The 14672-nt window shown below is 62.8% G+C and carries 12 protein-coding genes and 3 tRNA genes; 5 read left to right on the top strand and 10 right to left on the bottom strand.

Features of this window, described 5'->3' with window-relative positions; all coding sequences use genetic code 11:
- Positions 1 to 118: 118 nt before the first annotated feature.
- The 3 genes from BX591_RS06270 to BX591_RS06260 all read right to left on the bottom strand — a co-directional run bounded on the left by BX591_RS06270 (position 119) and on the right by BX591_RS06260 (position 2224).
- On the bottom strand, positions 119 to 877 hold the full coding sequence (locus BX591_RS06270) for a TraB/GumN family protein (protein WP_111929801.1): 759 nt from the start codon (positions 875 to 877) through the stop codon (positions 119 to 121).
- A 47-nt stretch (positions 878 to 924) separates the two neighbouring features.
- Positions 925 to 1323: a hypothetical protein gene (locus BX591_RS06265; RefSeq protein ID WP_111929800.1), complete on the bottom strand. Its 399-nt coding sequence runs from the start codon at positions 1321 to 1323 to the stop codon at positions 925 to 927.
- Between the two features lie 166 nt (positions 1324 to 1489).
- On the bottom strand, positions 1490 to 2224 hold the full coding sequence (locus BX591_RS06260) for a hypothetical protein (protein WP_111929799.1): 735 nt from the start codon (positions 2222 to 2224) through the stop codon (positions 1490 to 1492).
- Positions 2225 to 2672: 448 nt separating this feature from the next.
- Here BX591_RS06260 and BX591_RS06255 point away from each other — a divergent pair, with 448 nt between their 5' ends.
- The gene (locus BX591_RS06255; protein ID WP_244146839.1) at positions 2673 to 3491 is read left to right on the top strand and encodes a hypothetical protein; all 819 of its coding nucleotides are present in this window, start codon (positions 2673 to 2675) and stop codon (positions 3489 to 3491) included.
- 146 nt (positions 3492 to 3637) lie between these two features.
- Here the strand turns inward: BX591_RS06255 and BX591_RS06250 are convergent.
- The 5 genes from BX591_RS06250 to uvrC form a co-directional block, all read right to left on the bottom strand.
- Positions 3638 to 3711: transfer RNA gene (locus tag BX591_RS06250), tRNA-Cys, on the bottom strand.
- 122 nt (positions 3712 to 3833) lie between these two features.
- Positions 3834 to 3909 (bottom strand) — tRNA-Gly (locus BX591_RS06245).
- A gap of 64 nt (positions 3910 to 3973) precedes the next feature.
- A tRNA-Gly gene (locus BX591_RS06240) sits at positions 3974 to 4049 on the bottom strand.
- Between the two features lie 162 nt (positions 4050 to 4211).
- The gene (gene pgsA, locus BX591_RS06235; protein WP_111929797.1) at positions 4212 to 4805 is read right to left on the bottom strand and encodes a CDP-diacylglycerol--glycerol-3-phosphate 3-phosphatidyltransferase; all 594 of its coding nucleotides are present in this window, start codon (positions 4803 to 4805) and stop codon (positions 4212 to 4214) included.
- Positions 4806 to 4949: 144 nt separating this feature from the next.
- On the bottom strand, positions 4950 to 7322 hold the full coding sequence (gene uvrC / locus BX591_RS06230; RefSeq protein ID WP_111929796.1) for an excinuclease ABC subunit UvrC: 2373 nt from the start codon (positions 7320 to 7322) through the stop codon (positions 4950 to 4952).
- A gap of 198 nt (positions 7323 to 7520) precedes the next feature.
- On the opposite strand from uvrC, the gene earP reads away from it, so the two are divergent.
- Positions 7521 to 8714 (top strand): elongation factor P maturation arginine rhamnosyltransferase EarP, encoded by a 1194-nt coding sequence (gene earP, locus BX591_RS06225; RefSeq protein ID WP_111929795.1) that lies wholly within the window; start codon positions 7521 to 7523, stop codon positions 8712 to 8714.
- A gap of 314 nt (positions 8715 to 9028) precedes the next feature.
- Positions 9029 to 9586 carry an elongation factor P gene (gene efp / locus BX591_RS06220; protein ID WP_111929794.1) on the top strand — a complete coding sequence of 186 codons (558 nt, stop codon included), beginning with the start codon at positions 9029 to 9031 and terminating at the stop codon, positions 9584 to 9586.
- A 120-nt stretch (positions 9587 to 9706) separates the two neighbouring features.
- On the opposite strand, the gene BX591_RS06215 is transcribed toward efp, so the two are convergent.
- Positions 9707 to 11074, bottom strand: a complete 1368-nt coding sequence (locus BX591_RS06215; RefSeq protein WP_111929793.1) for an SGNH/GDSL hydrolase family protein — start codon at positions 11072 to 11074, stop codon at positions 9707 to 9709.
- A gap of 366 nt (positions 11075 to 11440) precedes the next feature.
- Between BX591_RS06215 and BX591_RS06210 the strand changes: the two genes are divergently transcribed.
- A complete protein-coding gene (locus BX591_RS06210; protein WP_035547320.1) occupies positions 11441 to 11647 on the top strand; it encodes a CsbD family protein in 207 nt (68 codons plus the stop codon).
- A 243-nt stretch (positions 11648 to 11890) separates the two neighbouring features.
- Positions 11891 to 13273 (top strand): sigma-54-dependent transcriptional regulator, encoded by a 1383-nt coding sequence (locus tag BX591_RS06205; RefSeq protein WP_111929792.1) that lies wholly within the window; start codon positions 11891 to 11893, stop codon positions 13271 to 13273.
- A 185-nt stretch (positions 13274 to 13458) separates the two neighbouring features.
- On the opposite strand, the gene nagZ is transcribed toward BX591_RS06205, so the two are convergent.
- Positions 13459 to 14496 carry a beta-N-acetylhexosaminidase gene (gene nagZ, locus BX591_RS06200; protein ID WP_111929791.1) on the bottom strand — a complete coding sequence of 346 codons (1038 nt, stop codon included), beginning with the start codon at positions 14494 to 14496 and terminating at the stop codon, positions 13459 to 13461.
- Positions 14497 to 14672 lie beyond the last annotated feature (176 nt).

The following is a 14672-nucleotide window of genomic DNA, read 5'->3' as shown; positions in this document are numbered from 1 at the left end:
TTTGCGCTCGGGTTTTCAGTGGGATTTAAACCCGGCGGCGGAGTTCCGCCTCGTTAAGTTCTCAGCGGGGTTGCACGCGGCGCAAAGCCCGTCGTGGCATGGCCTTGCGTGAGTCTTATCAGGCTGCGTCCGGCACCGGTTCGACAGGCCGCGCCAGGCATTCGATCAGGTTGCCGGGGCCGCACAGATGCAGCGCGCCGATCACCACCAGGGTGCGCTCCGGCCGCTCGATCAGCGCCGTCAGATGCGCCGCCCACGCGCGATTGCGGGCATCTAGGATCGCCTCGCGGATGCCCGGCAGATTGAACATCGGCGATTCGACGGCAATCCGCTGCACGGCCGGGAGATCGCCGTTAATCCACGCGGCATGCATCTTCTCGAGCGTGCGCTGCGGCTCGGTGAGGTCGGCCATCAGCAGGTCGAGCGCCGCGGCGATCGCGTCGAGCGGAATCGAATCGAGCGACGCCGCCACTTCCTGCGCGCTCTCCAGGTAGCGATACGGTTTGCCCTGAGTCAGCGCCGAGCGTAGCAGACGCGGCTCGACGCCTTCGACCACTTGCTGGAACAGCGTCGGCGCGACGATCAGCGCGGCCCATGGTCGTAGTTCGGCGAGCGGCGCGAGCGGGCCCTCGGTGGGCCAGACGGCGTTGAGCCGCTGCCATGCGTCGTCGGCTAGCAGCGGTCGCAAGCGCTCGGCGCCGGCTGGTGTGGCGGCCTTCAGGAACGGCAGAATCGTCGGCGCGTCGGACTCGAGGACGAGCGATTCGGCCCAATCGTAGGCTTCGGCGATCCATGGCGGAGTACGGCGGCTCGTCGCGGGAAAAAGGTGCATCGAGCCGAGCAGACGTAACTGGGTGCCGGTGAGTTGTAAATACATGCGGCCTCGGTATGGACGATCGATAACGCCGGCGGCGAGCACGCCATTCAATTGGCGGCAGACAACGCCGGACGCGCGCGGACGGCGCCGCGCCAGGCGGTCCGGAAGGTAGACAGGACGAACAGTAGAAAAACGATCTGCGACAGATACAGGTCCATCCGGATCGGATGATGCAGCGCGAACCAGGAATTGTGCGCTACATCGGTCACGATCACGGCGACGCAGAGTATCAGCCCCACCACAGGCGAGACGAGCAGCAATAACGCGGTCAACGGATCGACGAACAGCAGCGAGGTCCAGTAGACGCGCGTGAGCGGCACGGCGCCGCCGTAGTCCCACCAGAGACCGTGCGTCAGCGCCACTTGCAGATGCGTCCAGGTGGCGCCGCACAGGCAGAGCGCGTAGATGACGCGCAGGTGGAGAGAGCGGCGTTGGAGGGATTGCATGGACGCGCCTGGCCAGTTTCGAAGCAGGGAAGTATCCGCAAAAAAGCCCCGAATGTGAACCGGCTCGCCATGGACTGGACGATCGTCCAGCTTCAAGGCTTCAGTTCAAATGCAGGGCTTCTTTTCCGCAACGAGTTGCGGACCATTAATGCGGCGCAGGGTGGGTTTATTCCGCGCTTCTTTTAAACGACTCCAGCTCGTTGGTATAACGCTCGTTTCGCACACCGTTACTGCCGTAATATTCTTCGACCGATTTCACCCAACGGCCGATTTCCGGTACATACCAGAACGCTTTATAAGTGCGCCCGGTCACCTGAACCGCGCCGGTCTTCTGCGCGTGCGTGACCATCGCGGTATCGCCCTGTTGCGTCTGCACGGCTTGCGTCACGGTCTGCGTCGGCTCGAGTTGCGCGACCCAATCGCCCTCCGCTTCGACTTTGATCGCCTGGAATTTACCGGCCGGCACTTCGACCGACTCCGTCCCGACTACCCGGTATTGCGAGCTCCACTTTTGCATCGCGAAGGTTTTGTTCGGATGCTGCTCCGTGTAATCGAGATTCCACGTCTTGCCCGGCGACAGCGGGAAGGCGAGTGGGCGATTGACCACTGTGTCGGCGCCGTTGACGTTGCGCTCCCGACTCCAGTCCGCACCTGCAATCGCCTCGCTCGGCGTCTGGCTCGAACCCACCTGCTTCGACGAATAATAGATATGCGAAGGCGTGGCGCGCAGCACCGTCACTTCGTCGTGTGTCTGACGCCATCCGGAAGGCGCTTTCTCGAACGTCGACACGTAGGTCCAGGTGTCGCCGGTCTTTATCGCAGGCGCCGGCGCCGATTGCGCAGTCGCGATAAGTGGCAGAGCAAGCGTCACCAGCAACGCAGCAGTTAAGGTTTTTTTCATGGTCGAATTGTTGTAGTCATGGCAGGTTTGCCACCCGCGTTTTCGCAACGAAAGACATCGTCAAACTGACGCAGCACGGTTCAGTTAATGCCACTGAATAAACAAACAGCATTCCCTACTTTACATGATCGGCAATAAATCGCTATTGTTCATCGCCTCATTCGAAGCCTCATTAAATCGACAAACATAATTGAAAGATGAAAATACAATAATGAAAGAATTAAAGAAGCGGGCAGTAAATAAACAGGTCGTTCTGGGTACGGGACTCGCACTGCTTTTATCGGCGTGCGGAGGTGGGTCATCCGGAGGCTCGGGGTCGACGTCGAACTCGGCGAATCTGAGCGCCGTTCAGCAAAACTATGAAAGTGCGGCGCTCGCCGCGAACGGCGGCCTGCACTATGTGAGCGGTGCCCTCTCCTTCACCACTTCGTCGACCGGTGTACTGGGTATGAGTTCGAACTCAACCTTCTACAGCGACGACTCGAGCGTCGCGCAAAGTCCGGCGAACGGTGCGCAGATGTTGAGCGTCTCCTATTCGTCGGTATCGAGCGCCTTGCGGGTGCCGACGTTGGCGGTGGATCGTCTGGTGACCAACGGCGCGGTGGCCAGCACCGCCATGCCGCCGCAGGTGCAAGTCAGCTACAACGGCGCTAATGTCCAGGAAGACTATCTGGCCGCGGATGGTAAGACTACCCTTCGTACGGTGCTCGGCACCAGCTACACCGTGGTGCCGCTCACGGGATTGATCTCTGCCTCTCCCGCTGAACTGTTTGCGAATAGCGCGGTGGGCCTGATCACCAACACCATTAACGGGCAGGCGCTGTACAACACGCAGGCCACCTGGCAAACGGGCGCGGCCTACGTGAAAGTAGTCAGGCAGTATGCCGCCGACACGCTGTATGCCTACGATTGCGTTGCCCCGGCTACCACGGGAAACACCCCGACACCCTGCTCGGCGGCGATTTCGACGCTCGAGGGTTTCTTCCCCTACACCAGCACCGCGGACGGCAAGACTTATCAACTTGGCGACGGCCAGATCGTCACGGTGGCGGGCGTACGCGCATGGGTCGCCAATGCGCAACTCGGCGGCGCAACCACCGATTACCGCGTGTACTACCAGAGCAACGGCGGAATCTCGGCGGGCTATCTGATCAGGAGCGGCACGACGCTGCAGATCACACCGCTGGGTGGTGGGACGCCGCAAAGCAACGCTTACTTTCTCAACGGCGCGGCGCTGGGTTCGCTCAAATCCGCAATTAGTTTTTGAGGTGGTGATGTGGGCGTGAGGGCGCGCTGCCCAGGCTGCTGCGCCCTGTGGATGTCGATCGCGTTCGTGTCGAGTATCGAATGCGATCGACGCGCCGAAAAAAGAAAAGCCCCGACCAGGTCGGGGCTTTTCTTTACATCAACTTCTGGAGGCGCGAGCCGGAGTCGAACCGGCCTAAACGGCTTTGCAGGCCGCTGCATAACCGCTTTGCTATCGCGCCGCAAGCGGACTGGAATCTAGCTGCAGATTCGCAGGTTTGTCTGGTGGGCCACCGGTACAACCGGTGAGGCTGAAACCTTCAGCCCATCAAACAAAAAGGGAAGCGTTGCTTCCCCTTATGTATGGAGCGGGAGACGAGGCTCGAACTCGCGACCTCAACCTTGGCAAGGTTGCGCTCTACCAACTGAGCTACTCCCGCATTGAACTGCTTCACAACGCGCTGCACTTTTCACTTCGCCAAACAACGCATTGCTTCAAAAATTTGGAGCGGGAGACGAGGCTCGAACTCGCGACCTCAACCTTGGCAAGGTTGCGCTCTACCAACTGAGCTACTCCCGCTTTGTGCTGCTATTGCCGTGCTTCTACTTCAATACTGCCTACAACTAACCTGCTATTTCCGCTGCTGCTTCAAACTGCGTGCATCGGAGAAACGAGATTATGGAGAAACGACTGAAACGTGTCAACCCCTTTTGCGAATGTCTTTTACTGAACAGATTTCACTCATGCCGCCCCGCCACGTTCGCGGATCTGCGGCCACGCGAGCTTCATGTAATAGAGCATCGACCAGATGGTCAGGAACGCAGCCAGATAGATCAGCCACAGGCCCCACACGCGCGTGTCGACCACCACGCCACCGCCGAACGGCAACGGGCCGTAGAACAGCAGCATGGGAATCGCGACCATCTGACACACGGTTTTGAACTTGCCGAGCGAATTCACCGCGACGCTCTTCGACGCGCCGATCTGCGCCATCCACTCGCGCAGCGCCGAGATCGCGATCTCGCGCCCGACGATCACCAACGCGATCGCCGAATCGATCCGCGTGAGTTGCACCAGCACCAGTAGCGCCGCGGTCACCATCAGCTTGTCGGCGACCGGATCGAGGAACGCGCCGAACGCCGAGGTCTGATTCCACTTACGCGCCAGGAAGCCGTCGAACCAGTCGGTCAGCGCGGCCAGAATGAAGATCGTCGCGGCCGCCAGGTTGCGGTGCGCGGGGCTCATCATCATGTCGGGCAAATAGAACACGCCGACGACGAGCGGAATCAGGACGATCCGCAGCCAGGTCAGGAAAATCGGAAAATTAAACGGCATGGGCAGGCGCAGCGTCTGGCAAGGGAGATGCAATTGTGCCGTGTCACAGGGACTGCCACAAGCAAAGCGGCGCACGGGCCATGGCACGCGCGCCGCCTGGGCGCTCAATCGCGGCCGGTGAACGCCCAGGCCGTCACGCTGCCATCAGTGCAATTGCCGATAGATCTGCTCGGCAAGCGCCTGCGAAATCCCCTCGACGCTTGCCAGATCCTCGACGCTCGCCGCCACCACGCCACGCAGTCCGCCGAACCGCGCGAGCAACCGCTGACGCCGCTTCGCGCCGACGCCTTCGAGTTCTTCGAGCCGCGAAGTCTGGCGCGTTTTGGCGCGCTTCGCACGCATGCCGGTGATCGCGAAACGATGCGCTTCGTCGCGAATTTGCGCGACGAGCATGAGTGCCGCGCTTTCCTTGCCGAGTTCGAGCGGCGCGCGGTCGTCGGCGAAAATCAGCGTTTCGAGGCCGACCTTGCGGCCTTCGCCCTTGGCGACGCCGACCAGCATGCCAATGTCCAGCCCCAATTCCGAGAACACCTGACGCGCGATCTCGACCTGGCCCTTGCCGCCGTCGATCAGCACGATGGTCGGCAGAATGCCGCCGGTGGGGGGGACGGGATCGGTGGTTTCGGGCGGCAGCGTTGGATCGGTGGTTTCCGGCGCGCGTGCCGGGTCGGAGGCCGGATCGGTGGCAACGCTGTTGTCCAGGTTGCCTGGCAAATCGACGGCTTCGTCGGCGAGGATTGCGGCAGTGTTCGCCGCATCGTTCGTCACTTCGCCCTCGGCTTCACTGCCGCCGGCATTCGCTGCAGCTTGCGCGACCATCTTCTCGTAGCGGCGCGTCAGCACCTGGCGCATGGCGGCGTAATCGTCGCCCGGGGTAATGCCGGTGATGTTGTAACGGCGATACTCGGACGACTGCATCTTGTGATGGTGATACACCACGCACGATGCCTGCGTCGCCTCGCCCATCGTATGGCTGATATCGAAGCATTCGATCCGCAGATGCGCGAGATCGTCGCACTCCATGCCGAGCGTGTCGGTCAGCGCGCGCGTGCGAGCCTGCTGCGAGCCTTGTTCGGAGAGCAGACGCGCCAGCGCGAGGCGCGCGTTCTGCTCGGCCATCGCGAGCCACGCGCGCCGCTGGCCTTGCGGCTGACGCAACACGGTGACCTTGTGACCGGCCTGCTCGATCAGCACGTCGACCAGTTCGCGATTGGCCGGCGCGTGGCTGACTACCAGCACCGGCGGCACGCGATTGCCGAGGTAATGCTGGGCGATGAACGCCTCGAGGACCTCGGCTTCGATTCCAGCGGATGCGCGGCCCTTGCGCGGTTTTGCGGGTTGTGCGTCGGAGGCGGGGGCAGCGTTCTGCGCGTCGCTGTGTTGCGGGGCGTCTGCGTCTGCGTCTGCGTCTGCGTCTGCGTCTGCGTCTGCGTCGGCATCTAACGCCGCTTCATCATCGTCCTCCGCGCTTAGCGCTGCCGCGATCGCGAGCGCATCGTCGTCCGCGTCGGACGCTTCCGCCCCGTCGCTCACGCTATGCGCTGCGGCCGCGACAGTAGCGTCCATCGCCACTCGCGCCAGCACCGCATCGCCCTCAGCGTCGTCTTCAAGCCCGCCCTCGTCCGCCGTCAGCGCGCTTTCCACATGCGTCGGGAAATACGCCTTGTCGCCGAGATGGCGGCCGCCGCGCACCATCGCGAGATTCACGCAGACCCGCCCGCCCAGCGCGACCACCGCGAGAATATCCACGTCGCTATCACTGCCGACCTCGATCGCCTGCTGATGCAACACGGTCGACAGCGAGCTCATCTGGTTGCGCACCGCCGCGGCCTGCTCGAACTTCAGCTCGCTCGCGAACGCGTGCATCTTGCCCTCGAGCTCCTTCATCACCTCGCCCTGACGGCCGAGCAGAAAGCGCGACGCGTTGGCGACGTCGTGGGCATAGTCTTCTTCGCTGATCGCCGCGACGCACGGCGCGGTGCAGCGGCCGATCTGATGCAGCAGGCACGGCCGGGTGCGGTTGTTGAACACCGAGTCTTCGCAGGTACGCAACTGGAACACGCGCTGCAGGATCTGAATGCTTTCGCGCACCGCCCACGCGCTCGGGAACGGCCCGAAGTACTGGTTCTTGCGATCCACCGAGCCACGGTAGTACGCCATGCGCGGAAACTTGTGGCCGGTCAGCTTGAGATACGGGTACGACTTGTCGTCGCGAAACAGAATGTTGTAACGCGGCGCGAGCGCCTTGATCAGGTTGTTTTCGAGCAGCAGCGCCTCGGCCTCGGAACGCGTGACGGTCGTTTCGATCCGCGCGATGCGCGTCACCATCATCGCGATGCGGGGCGACAGCAGCGTCTTGGTGAAGTAGCTCGACACGCGTTTCTTCAGATCGCGCGCCTTGCCCACATAGAGCACCGCGCCGTGCGTATCGTAATAGCGATACACGCCGGGCAGATGCGGCAGTTGGGCGAGCACTTTTTTCGGCTCGAAGGCGTCGGTTGCTTCGGGTTCGGTCATGCAGAATCGGTTGGATGGGACTGTCTCGCGGGGCCTCGCCGCGCGCCGCGCGCGGGAGCGAAACCGGTGTGCGCAGTCGTGGACGGGTGCTTTAGAATCGCCAGTTTAGAACATTCCGCGACCGTTCGAAGCGGCTGCCGCGAATCCGGCAGCCTGGCGGGAATGCACCGCTTTTTGCCTCCGCGACCCTTGGCCACCATGTCCACTGCTGCACCCTCTTCCGAATCCGCCGAAGCCCATTCCGCCGCGATCGCCTGCGACATCTTTTGCGCGGTCATCGACAATTTCGGCGATATCGGCGTGTGCTGGCGTCTTGCGCGTCAACTCGCGAGCGAGCACGGCTGGCAGGTGCGCGTATTCGTCGACGATCTGCACGCGTTCCAGAAACTGTGCCCTTCGCTGGCACTGGACCGGCCTCGCCAGACGATCGGCGGCATCGTCGTCGAACACTGGCATCAGCCGGCGCACGCGGGCGAGTCGCTCGAGGTCGCCGACGTCGTGATCGAAGCCTTCGCCTGCGAACTGCCGCCGGTCTACGTCGCCGCGATGGCGCGGCGCGAACCCACGCCGGTATGGTTCAACCTCGAATACCTGAGCGCCGAAGACTGGGTCGCGGACTTTCATTTGCGGCCGTCGCCGCACCCGCGCTATCCGCTGACCAAGACGTTCTTCTTCCCCGGGCTCGGACCCGGCACGGGCGGCGTGCTGAAAGAACGGCATCTCGATGCCGCGCGCGCGTCCTTCGACGCCTCGCAGGCGGCACGCGCCGCATGGTGGCAACAGAGCATCGGCCGCCCGCCGCCGCCCGCCGCGGCCACGGTGGTCTCGCTGTTCGCCTACGAAAACCCCGCCGTCGACAGCCTGCTCGAACAGTGGCGCGACAGCGCCGCGCCGGTCGTGCTGCTGGTGCCCGAAGGTCGCATCTCGGCCGCGGTCGCGCGCTTTTTCGGGTTGCCCGAATTCGCCGCCGGCACGCAGGCCGAACGCGGCAACCTCAGCGCACATGCCCTCGCGTTCACCAGCCAGCCGGGCTACGACGCGCTGCTCTGGGTGAGCGACATCAATTTCGTGCGCGGCGAAGATTCGTTCGTGCGGGCCCAATGGGCGGCCAAACCGTTCGTCTGGCACATCTACCCGCAAGCCGACGACGCTCATCTGCCCAAGCTCGACGCCGCGCTCGCCCACTACACCCGCACGCTGCCCGCCGACGCCCGCGACGCGCTGGCGCGCTTCTGGCACGCCTGGAACGGTGCGGGCCAGCCCGATTGGGCGGCGTTCCTGAACCACCTCCCGGCGCTGAAGCAGCGCGCGGCCGACTGGGCGGTCGAACTGGCCGAAGTGGGCGACCTCGCCGGAAATCTGGCCTTGTTCGCAAAAAGTCAGTTAAAATAAGCGGTTATCCAACGGCCGACGACGCAAGCGCGGTCCGATCGCAGGCAAGTCAGCTGCGAATCGGCGCCACTCGTGTACACGCCCGCACAGGGTAAAAGCAAGGTAACGAACGCAAGCGGACACAAGCCTATCGAGGCGGCAGATCATGCAGCCTCCCGCGAATCCTCGCGGCATACTGGCCACGCTTCAAGCACTCGCTTCCCGCCGTGCCGCTCGCATGCGGTGCGGCACGCAGTGAGCGAAGCGCCGAAGCCGCTTGCGTCGTATGCCGTTGAGCACCAGTTGAAGCTACTCATTTCGTACAGGACAGTTTTATGAAGACCGCACAGGAACTCCGCACCGGCAACGTCGTGATGATCGGCACTGACGCAATGGTCGTGCAAAAGGCCGAATACAACAAATCGGGCCGCAACTCCGCCGTCGTCAAGATGAAGTTCAAGAACCTGCTGACCAACGCAGGCATGGAAAGCGTGTACAAGGCCGACGACAAGTTCGACGTCGTCGTGCTGGAACGCAAGGAAGTCACCTACTCGTACTTCGCTGACCCGATGTACGTGTTCATGGACGCCGACTACAACCAGTTCGAAGTCGAAGGCGAAATGATGGGCGACGCCCTCCATTACCTCGAAGACGGCATGGCTTGCGAAGTCGTGTTCTACAACGAGAAGGCGATTTCGGTCGATCTGCCGACCACGCTCATCCGCGAAATCATCTACACGGAACCGGCTGTCAAGGGCGATACGTCGTCGGGCAAGGTGTTGAAGAACGCCAAGCTGACCACGGGTTTCGAACTGCAAGTGCCGCTGTTCTGCAACATCGGCGACAAGATCGAAATCGACACGCGCACGAACGAGTACCGCAGCCGCGCGTAAGCGCCCGCCCTTCTGATTCTCGCGCCGGTGCCCTGCCGGCGTGGTGGAGCAAATGGCATAAAAACGACCCGGTCGCGCAAGCGATCGGGTCGTTTTTTATCGTGCCGCGATTTGACGCGATCAGCTTCCAAATCGCTCCCGCACGAACGATGCGATGCGTTCCGCGAGAAGCGCGTGCGTCGTGGTCGTCGGGTGCAGCGCGTCCCAGAACAGGAAGCGCGCCGGGTCGTCGCAGCTTGCGCGTGGGATCTGCGCGCTCAGGTAAGTGAGTGCGGACGGATTCGGAATATCGAGGCACGAATGCGTCGTATCGTCGAGACCGTATTGCGCGGGATGACGCAGCAAATCGTCGAACATCGCATTTGCGTCGAATAGTTCGAGCTGAAGGGTCGCGCCGTAGCGGACGCGCAACGCCGCCGCCATATCGACGAGCATGCGGTTGTAGTCCCTCACCTGAACGGCCACCCGCGCGGCGTCGCCTCGTGCCGCGACGATCGGCGCGCGCGACACGTCGGGAAGCGTGACGAGCAGAATACGCGTCGCATCCGCGGTAGCGAGCCGCTCCAGGCTGTCGCGCATGGCACTTGCCGCCTGCTCGGGCGTGCGGTCGTAACTGACCAGATCGTTGCCCCCGGCGAGCACCGCGAACAATGTGTTACCCGGTCGATAGTCCGGCGCGAACTTCATGTAGTCGCGCCACGATTCCACCTGCTGCACGAGGCCAGGCAAGACCAGGTGCTGATCGGTCGCCGCGCCGCCGATCGCCCAGGTATACATCGGTAATTGCAGTGCATTGGCCAGATACTCGGACCAGATGGGTCCGTTGCTGAAACGCCCCGCATGCCAGCTCGTCCGATTCGGCAGCGTCCACTGACTCGCATTGAAGATCTTTTGCGAGTCGGACAGGCTGTCGCCGAAGACGATCAGCTTGTTGATGCGCGCCTCCTGCTGCGCGGCATCGATGCTCCAGATCGTGAAATTGAAAGACAACGTGTTGTTGGCCGCCACCGCCTGCGTGACGTCGGCCCGGATGCCGCGTGTGTTCAGCGTGGCGCGGCATACGTCGTCGAGCGTGTCTTGCGTCGTTGCGCTGTAGAACATGTTCCGCCATTGCAGCACGCCGTCCGCTCGCCAGAAGCCGGCCAGCCGATACCAGTCGCCGTCGTTTGGGTCGAGCGCCCATTCATAGGTCGCCTCGGGCTTGAGCGGGTCCGCGCTGATGCGATACCAGCAGCGCAGATAGGTGTAGGTGTCGTTGCCCCGGCCCACCGTCGCCATGGTCGGCGGGGATTCGGCCGGCGCGGTAGGCGAGCGCAAGACCGGCGCGGCGAACGGGCCCGACGGCGATAGCGTCATGTCGCCGGTGGGTTTGGAGAAAGGCGCCGGCTCGGCCGCTACGCTTGCGCCGGCCGCTGCAAACGGCAGCGCGGCACACGCCGCCGTATGGGTGATCCGGGTGGCCAGCGACGCAACACGTTGGCAAATCATGACTGCTCCTTCGGTGAGTGACGGATAAATCGAAGGCGGCGCATACCGGTGCGCGCACCATTTGCTGCGGAGAACCACTCAGTCGCGCGCATGCCTTTTGGGATCATTCGCGATCACCCGCCGCATGGAAAAAATAGCGCTGCCATGGCCGCCGAAATTAGGCACTTTTTCTTTTTTGCGTCGCCGTGTATGGTTAGGAAAACTTTACCGGCGGCCTGTCTAAATTTGCCTGGCCATCACGCGAATTGACCCACCTTGCATCTGACAAATCATTGATACGATTGATATAACGCCCTTGGCACAGTCCCTGCTTATTTCCGAGTAAGGCCAGTACGGCTTTATTTTCTTCAACTCCGGAGATGCGACATGAATAACGACATCGCTGAAGGCAAGTGGAAGCAGATGCTGGGCAAGGCCAAGACCGCATGGGGCGAATTGACGGACGACGAATTGACCAAGGCCGAAGGCCGTGCCGACAAACTTGCCGGTCTGATTCAGGAGCGTTACGGCAAGACGCGTGAACAGGCGGAATTGGAAGTGCGTCGCTTCTTCGACAGTAATCGGCATTTTTGACAGGCCGAGTGAAGGAAGTACAGGCGGCCTGTTGACGCGCTTCAGCGCGAGCTTCAGCGTCGAAGCAGACCCATCCGGATCAAACCAAGGACAAGACTACGTGAGCCGAATCGCCGCCCCACTAGCCCGGTGCTCTGACTGCCGGGCACCGCGTTCACGACGGCCAGCTATCGCGCCCATGCATCGCGCCCGTATCCCGGCGCGATGCATCGGTATTCCATCCATTTAAAAATTGCGCTCGCCATGCCACACGCCCTGATTGTTGAAGACGACCCCAATAGCCTGTCAGGCCTGTCCGCCATCCTCGCGGCCGACGGCTTTTCCGTCGACACCGCGACCACCATCGCCGAGGCGCGGGCGGCGCTGACACGCTTCATTCCCGACGTCGTGCTGGTCGACTTGAATCTGCCGGACGGCAGCGGGCTCGACGTGTTGCAGCATCTGCCCGCGCATCCGCCCGGCGGCGCCTTGCCCGTGATCGTGATGACCGGCAATGCGACAGTGGAAAGCGCGATTGAAGGCCTGCGGCACGGCATCTGGGACTATCTGCTCAAGCCGGTCAACATTCCGCGCTTGCGCAGCCTGCTGGCGCGGATACCGCGGCCGTACGAACTGACCGAAGAGGTTCAGACACTGCGCGCCTCGCTGCGGCAGCTCGGCCGCTTCGGCGCGATGCTCGGTCGCAGCGGCGCGATCCAGCACGTGTACGACACGATCGAACATATCGCCCCGACCGAAGCGGCCGTGCTGATTTCCGGCGAAGCCGGCACCGGCAAGCAGGTCGCGGCGCGCACGATGCACGACATGAGCCGCCGCCGGAAAGGCCCGTTTATCACGTTCAATTGCCGCACCGCAGCCAGCGCGGCGACGCATCGTTCGTTGGATAGCGTGTTGTTCGGTCATGAGCGCGGCGCATTCAATGGCGCCGAGCAGCGCGAGCCGGGCCTGTTCGAACAGGCGAGCGGCGGCACGCTGTTCATCGACGAAATTGCCGAATTGCCGCGCGCCCAGCAGGAAGCGCTGCTGCGCGCGCTCGACTCGCAGACCTTCATGCGGGTCGGCGGCACGCATCAGGTGGTGACGGATTTCCGGCTGATCGCCTCGACGCGCAAAGCGCCGCGCGCGGCCGTGGCCGACGGCAGCCTGAACGAAGAGCTCGCCCTGCGTCTTGAGGCCGCGGCCATCACCCTGCCGCCGTTGCGCGAGCGCGGCGAAGACCCGGCGCTGATCGCGCAGGCAATCGTCGACGAACTGAACCATGAAGCGGCCGCGCGCGGCACGGCGGAAGCCGCCAAGCAGGTTGGGCCAAACTTCATCCGCGAGTGTCTCGCGTACGAATGGCCGGGCAATGTGCGTGAGTTGCAGGAACGGGCGCGGCGCGCGTATCACGCGTCGGGCGACGTAGTGGAATCGCTGCGCGCCGACGAAGCCGGCTCGGCCAACGGCCGCGATCTGAACGGTAGCCGTGTCCAGGTAACGGTCGGCACTCCGCTTGCGGACGTCGAGGAAATGCTGATTCGCGCCACGCTCGACGCGGTCGGCGGAACCCGGCACCGCGCGGCATCGCTGCTGGGCATCAGTCCGAAAACGCTGTATAACAAATTGCAGCGGATGCGGTTGAATTGAGGTTGGTTTTGTGTGACGCGCGAGGCGGTGGTTACCTTTCGTACGTTGCGCATTGCTCCGCATTGCTTATTAAGCATTGCGGTCCATCAAGGATCATAAAAAACGGCGCCTTCAAATTTGAAGGCGCCGTTTTTCTTTGTCTCGCCGCTCATGCTCAGACAGGCGAAGCTCCGCGCGAACCCACCTCAGGCCGATCCGGCAAACGCACTGCGCAACAACGCCTGCGCTTGCAGATACTGCGGCTCGGCGACCAGCTTGCTCCACTTCAGCGCCTTGCCGCGCGGCCGCATGCGCTTCAGGCGCTGCTGCGATTCCTTCGACGGCGTGAAGCGCAGCGCGTCCAGCACCTTCTCCGCTTCATCCGGCTGATTGCAGATCAGCACCATGTCGCAACCGGCCTGCAACGCGGCCGTCGCACCTTCGGTCAGCGTGCCGCCCTGGCGTGCGGCTTCCATCGACAGGTCGTCGCTGAAAACCGCGCCCTCGAAGCGCAGCTTGTTGCGCAGAATGTCCTGCAACCACACGCGAGAAAAACCCGCCGGCTTCGAATCGACCTGCGGATACACCACGTGGGCGGGCAGCACCGATCCCAGCGACAAATCGAGCCAGTCGTACGGTGCCACGTCGTCGCGCAGGATGTCCTCGAGCGAACGGTCGTCGACCGGCATCGCGACGTGCGAATCCGCTTGCGCGAAACCGTGTCCGGGAAAATGCTTGCCGCAATTGCTCATGCCGGCAAGCGCGAGGCCGTGGTTGAGGCTCTTGGCCAGCAGCGTCACCACGCGCGGGTCGCGATGAAACGAGCGGTCGCCGATTACCTGCGACTGCCCGTAGTTCAGATCGAGCACCGGCGTGAAGCTCATGTCGATGTCACACGCGCGCAGCTCCGCCGCGAGGATATAGCCGACCGCGGTCGTGACCTTGGTGGCATGCAGCACGTCGCTGTCCCACAAGGTGCCGAGCTTGCCCATCGACGGCAACACGGTGAAGCCGTCGGTCCGAAAGCGCTGGACGCGGCCGCCTTCGTGGTCGACAGCGATCAGCAGATCCGGGTTCACGTCGCGGATCGCGGCGGTCAGCGCGATCAGTTGCGCGCGGCTTTCGTAGTGGCGCGCGAACAGGATCACGCCGCCGGTCATCGGATGGGCAAGGCGGCGCCGGTCGTCGTCGTTCAGCGTTTTGCCGACCACGTCGAGCATCACCGGTCCAGAAGTGGTTTTCATCGAATTCCGCTAGAAAAAAGCTTGAGACAAAGAAAGACGCGGCCAGCAGAGGCCGCGTTCAGGGTATTTTTTATTCGTCGGTGGCGGGAGCGGGTGGAACGTCCGGCGTTGAGGCCGATGAAAGCGGTTGGTTTTGAGCGGGCTGTTGCGGCTGCGGCTGCGCTTGCGTTTGCGTT

The organism is Paraburkholderia bryophila (genome assembly GCF_003269035.1).
GTDB classification, from domain to species: Bacteria; Pseudomonadota; Gammaproteobacteria; order Burkholderiales; family Burkholderiaceae; genus Paraburkholderia; species Paraburkholderia bryophila.
Note: the sequence above shows the minus strand (reverse complement) of the source record. Positions and strands in the feature narration are given on the sequence as shown.

Excerpts from the sequence above, each read along its gene's own strand:
- BX591_RS06270 (WP_111929801.1), bottom strand. The coding sequence starts at position 877 with ATGTATTTACAACTCACCGGCACCCAGTTACGTCTGCTCGGCTCGATG.
- BX591_RS06265 (WP_111929800.1), bottom strand. The coding sequence starts at position 1,323 with ATGCAATCCCTCCAACGCCGCTCTCTCCACCTGCGCGTCATCTACGCG.
- BX591_RS06260 (WP_111929799.1), bottom strand. The coding sequence starts at position 2,224 with ATGAAAAAAACCTTAACTGCTGCGTTGCTGGTGACGCTTGCTCTGCCA.
- BX591_RS06255 (WP_244146839.1), top strand. The coding sequence starts at position 2,673 with ATGAGTTCGAACTCAACCTTCTACAGCGACGACTCGAGCGTCGCGCAA.
- pgsA (WP_111929797.1), bottom strand. The coding sequence starts at position 4,805 with ATGCCGTTTAATTTTCCGATTTTCCTGACCTGGCTGCGGATCGTCCTG.
- uvrC (WP_111929796.1), bottom strand. The coding sequence starts at position 7,322 with ATGACCGAACCCGAAGCAACCGACGCCTTCGAGCCGAAAAAAGTGCTC.
- earP (WP_111929795.1), top strand. The coding sequence starts at position 7,521 with ATGTCCACTGCTGCACCCTCTTCCGAATCCGCCGAAGCCCATTCCGCC.
- efp (WP_111929794.1), top strand. The coding sequence starts at position 9,029 with ATGAAGACCGCACAGGAACTCCGCACCGGCAACGTCGTGATGATCGGC.
- BX591_RS06215 (WP_111929793.1), bottom strand. The coding sequence starts at position 11,074 with ATGATTTGCCAACGTGTTGCGTCGCTGGCCACCCGGATCACCCATACG.
- BX591_RS06210 (WP_035547320.1), top strand. The coding sequence starts at position 11,441 with ATGAATAACGACATCGCTGAAGGCAAGTGGAAGCAGATGCTGGGCAAG.
- BX591_RS06205 (WP_111929792.1), top strand. The coding sequence starts at position 11,891 with ATGCCACACGCCCTGATTGTTGAAGACGACCCCAATAGCCTGTCAGGC.
- nagZ (WP_111929791.1), bottom strand. The coding sequence starts at position 14,496 with ATGAAAACCACTTCTGGACCGGTGATGCTCGACGTGGTCGGCAAAACG.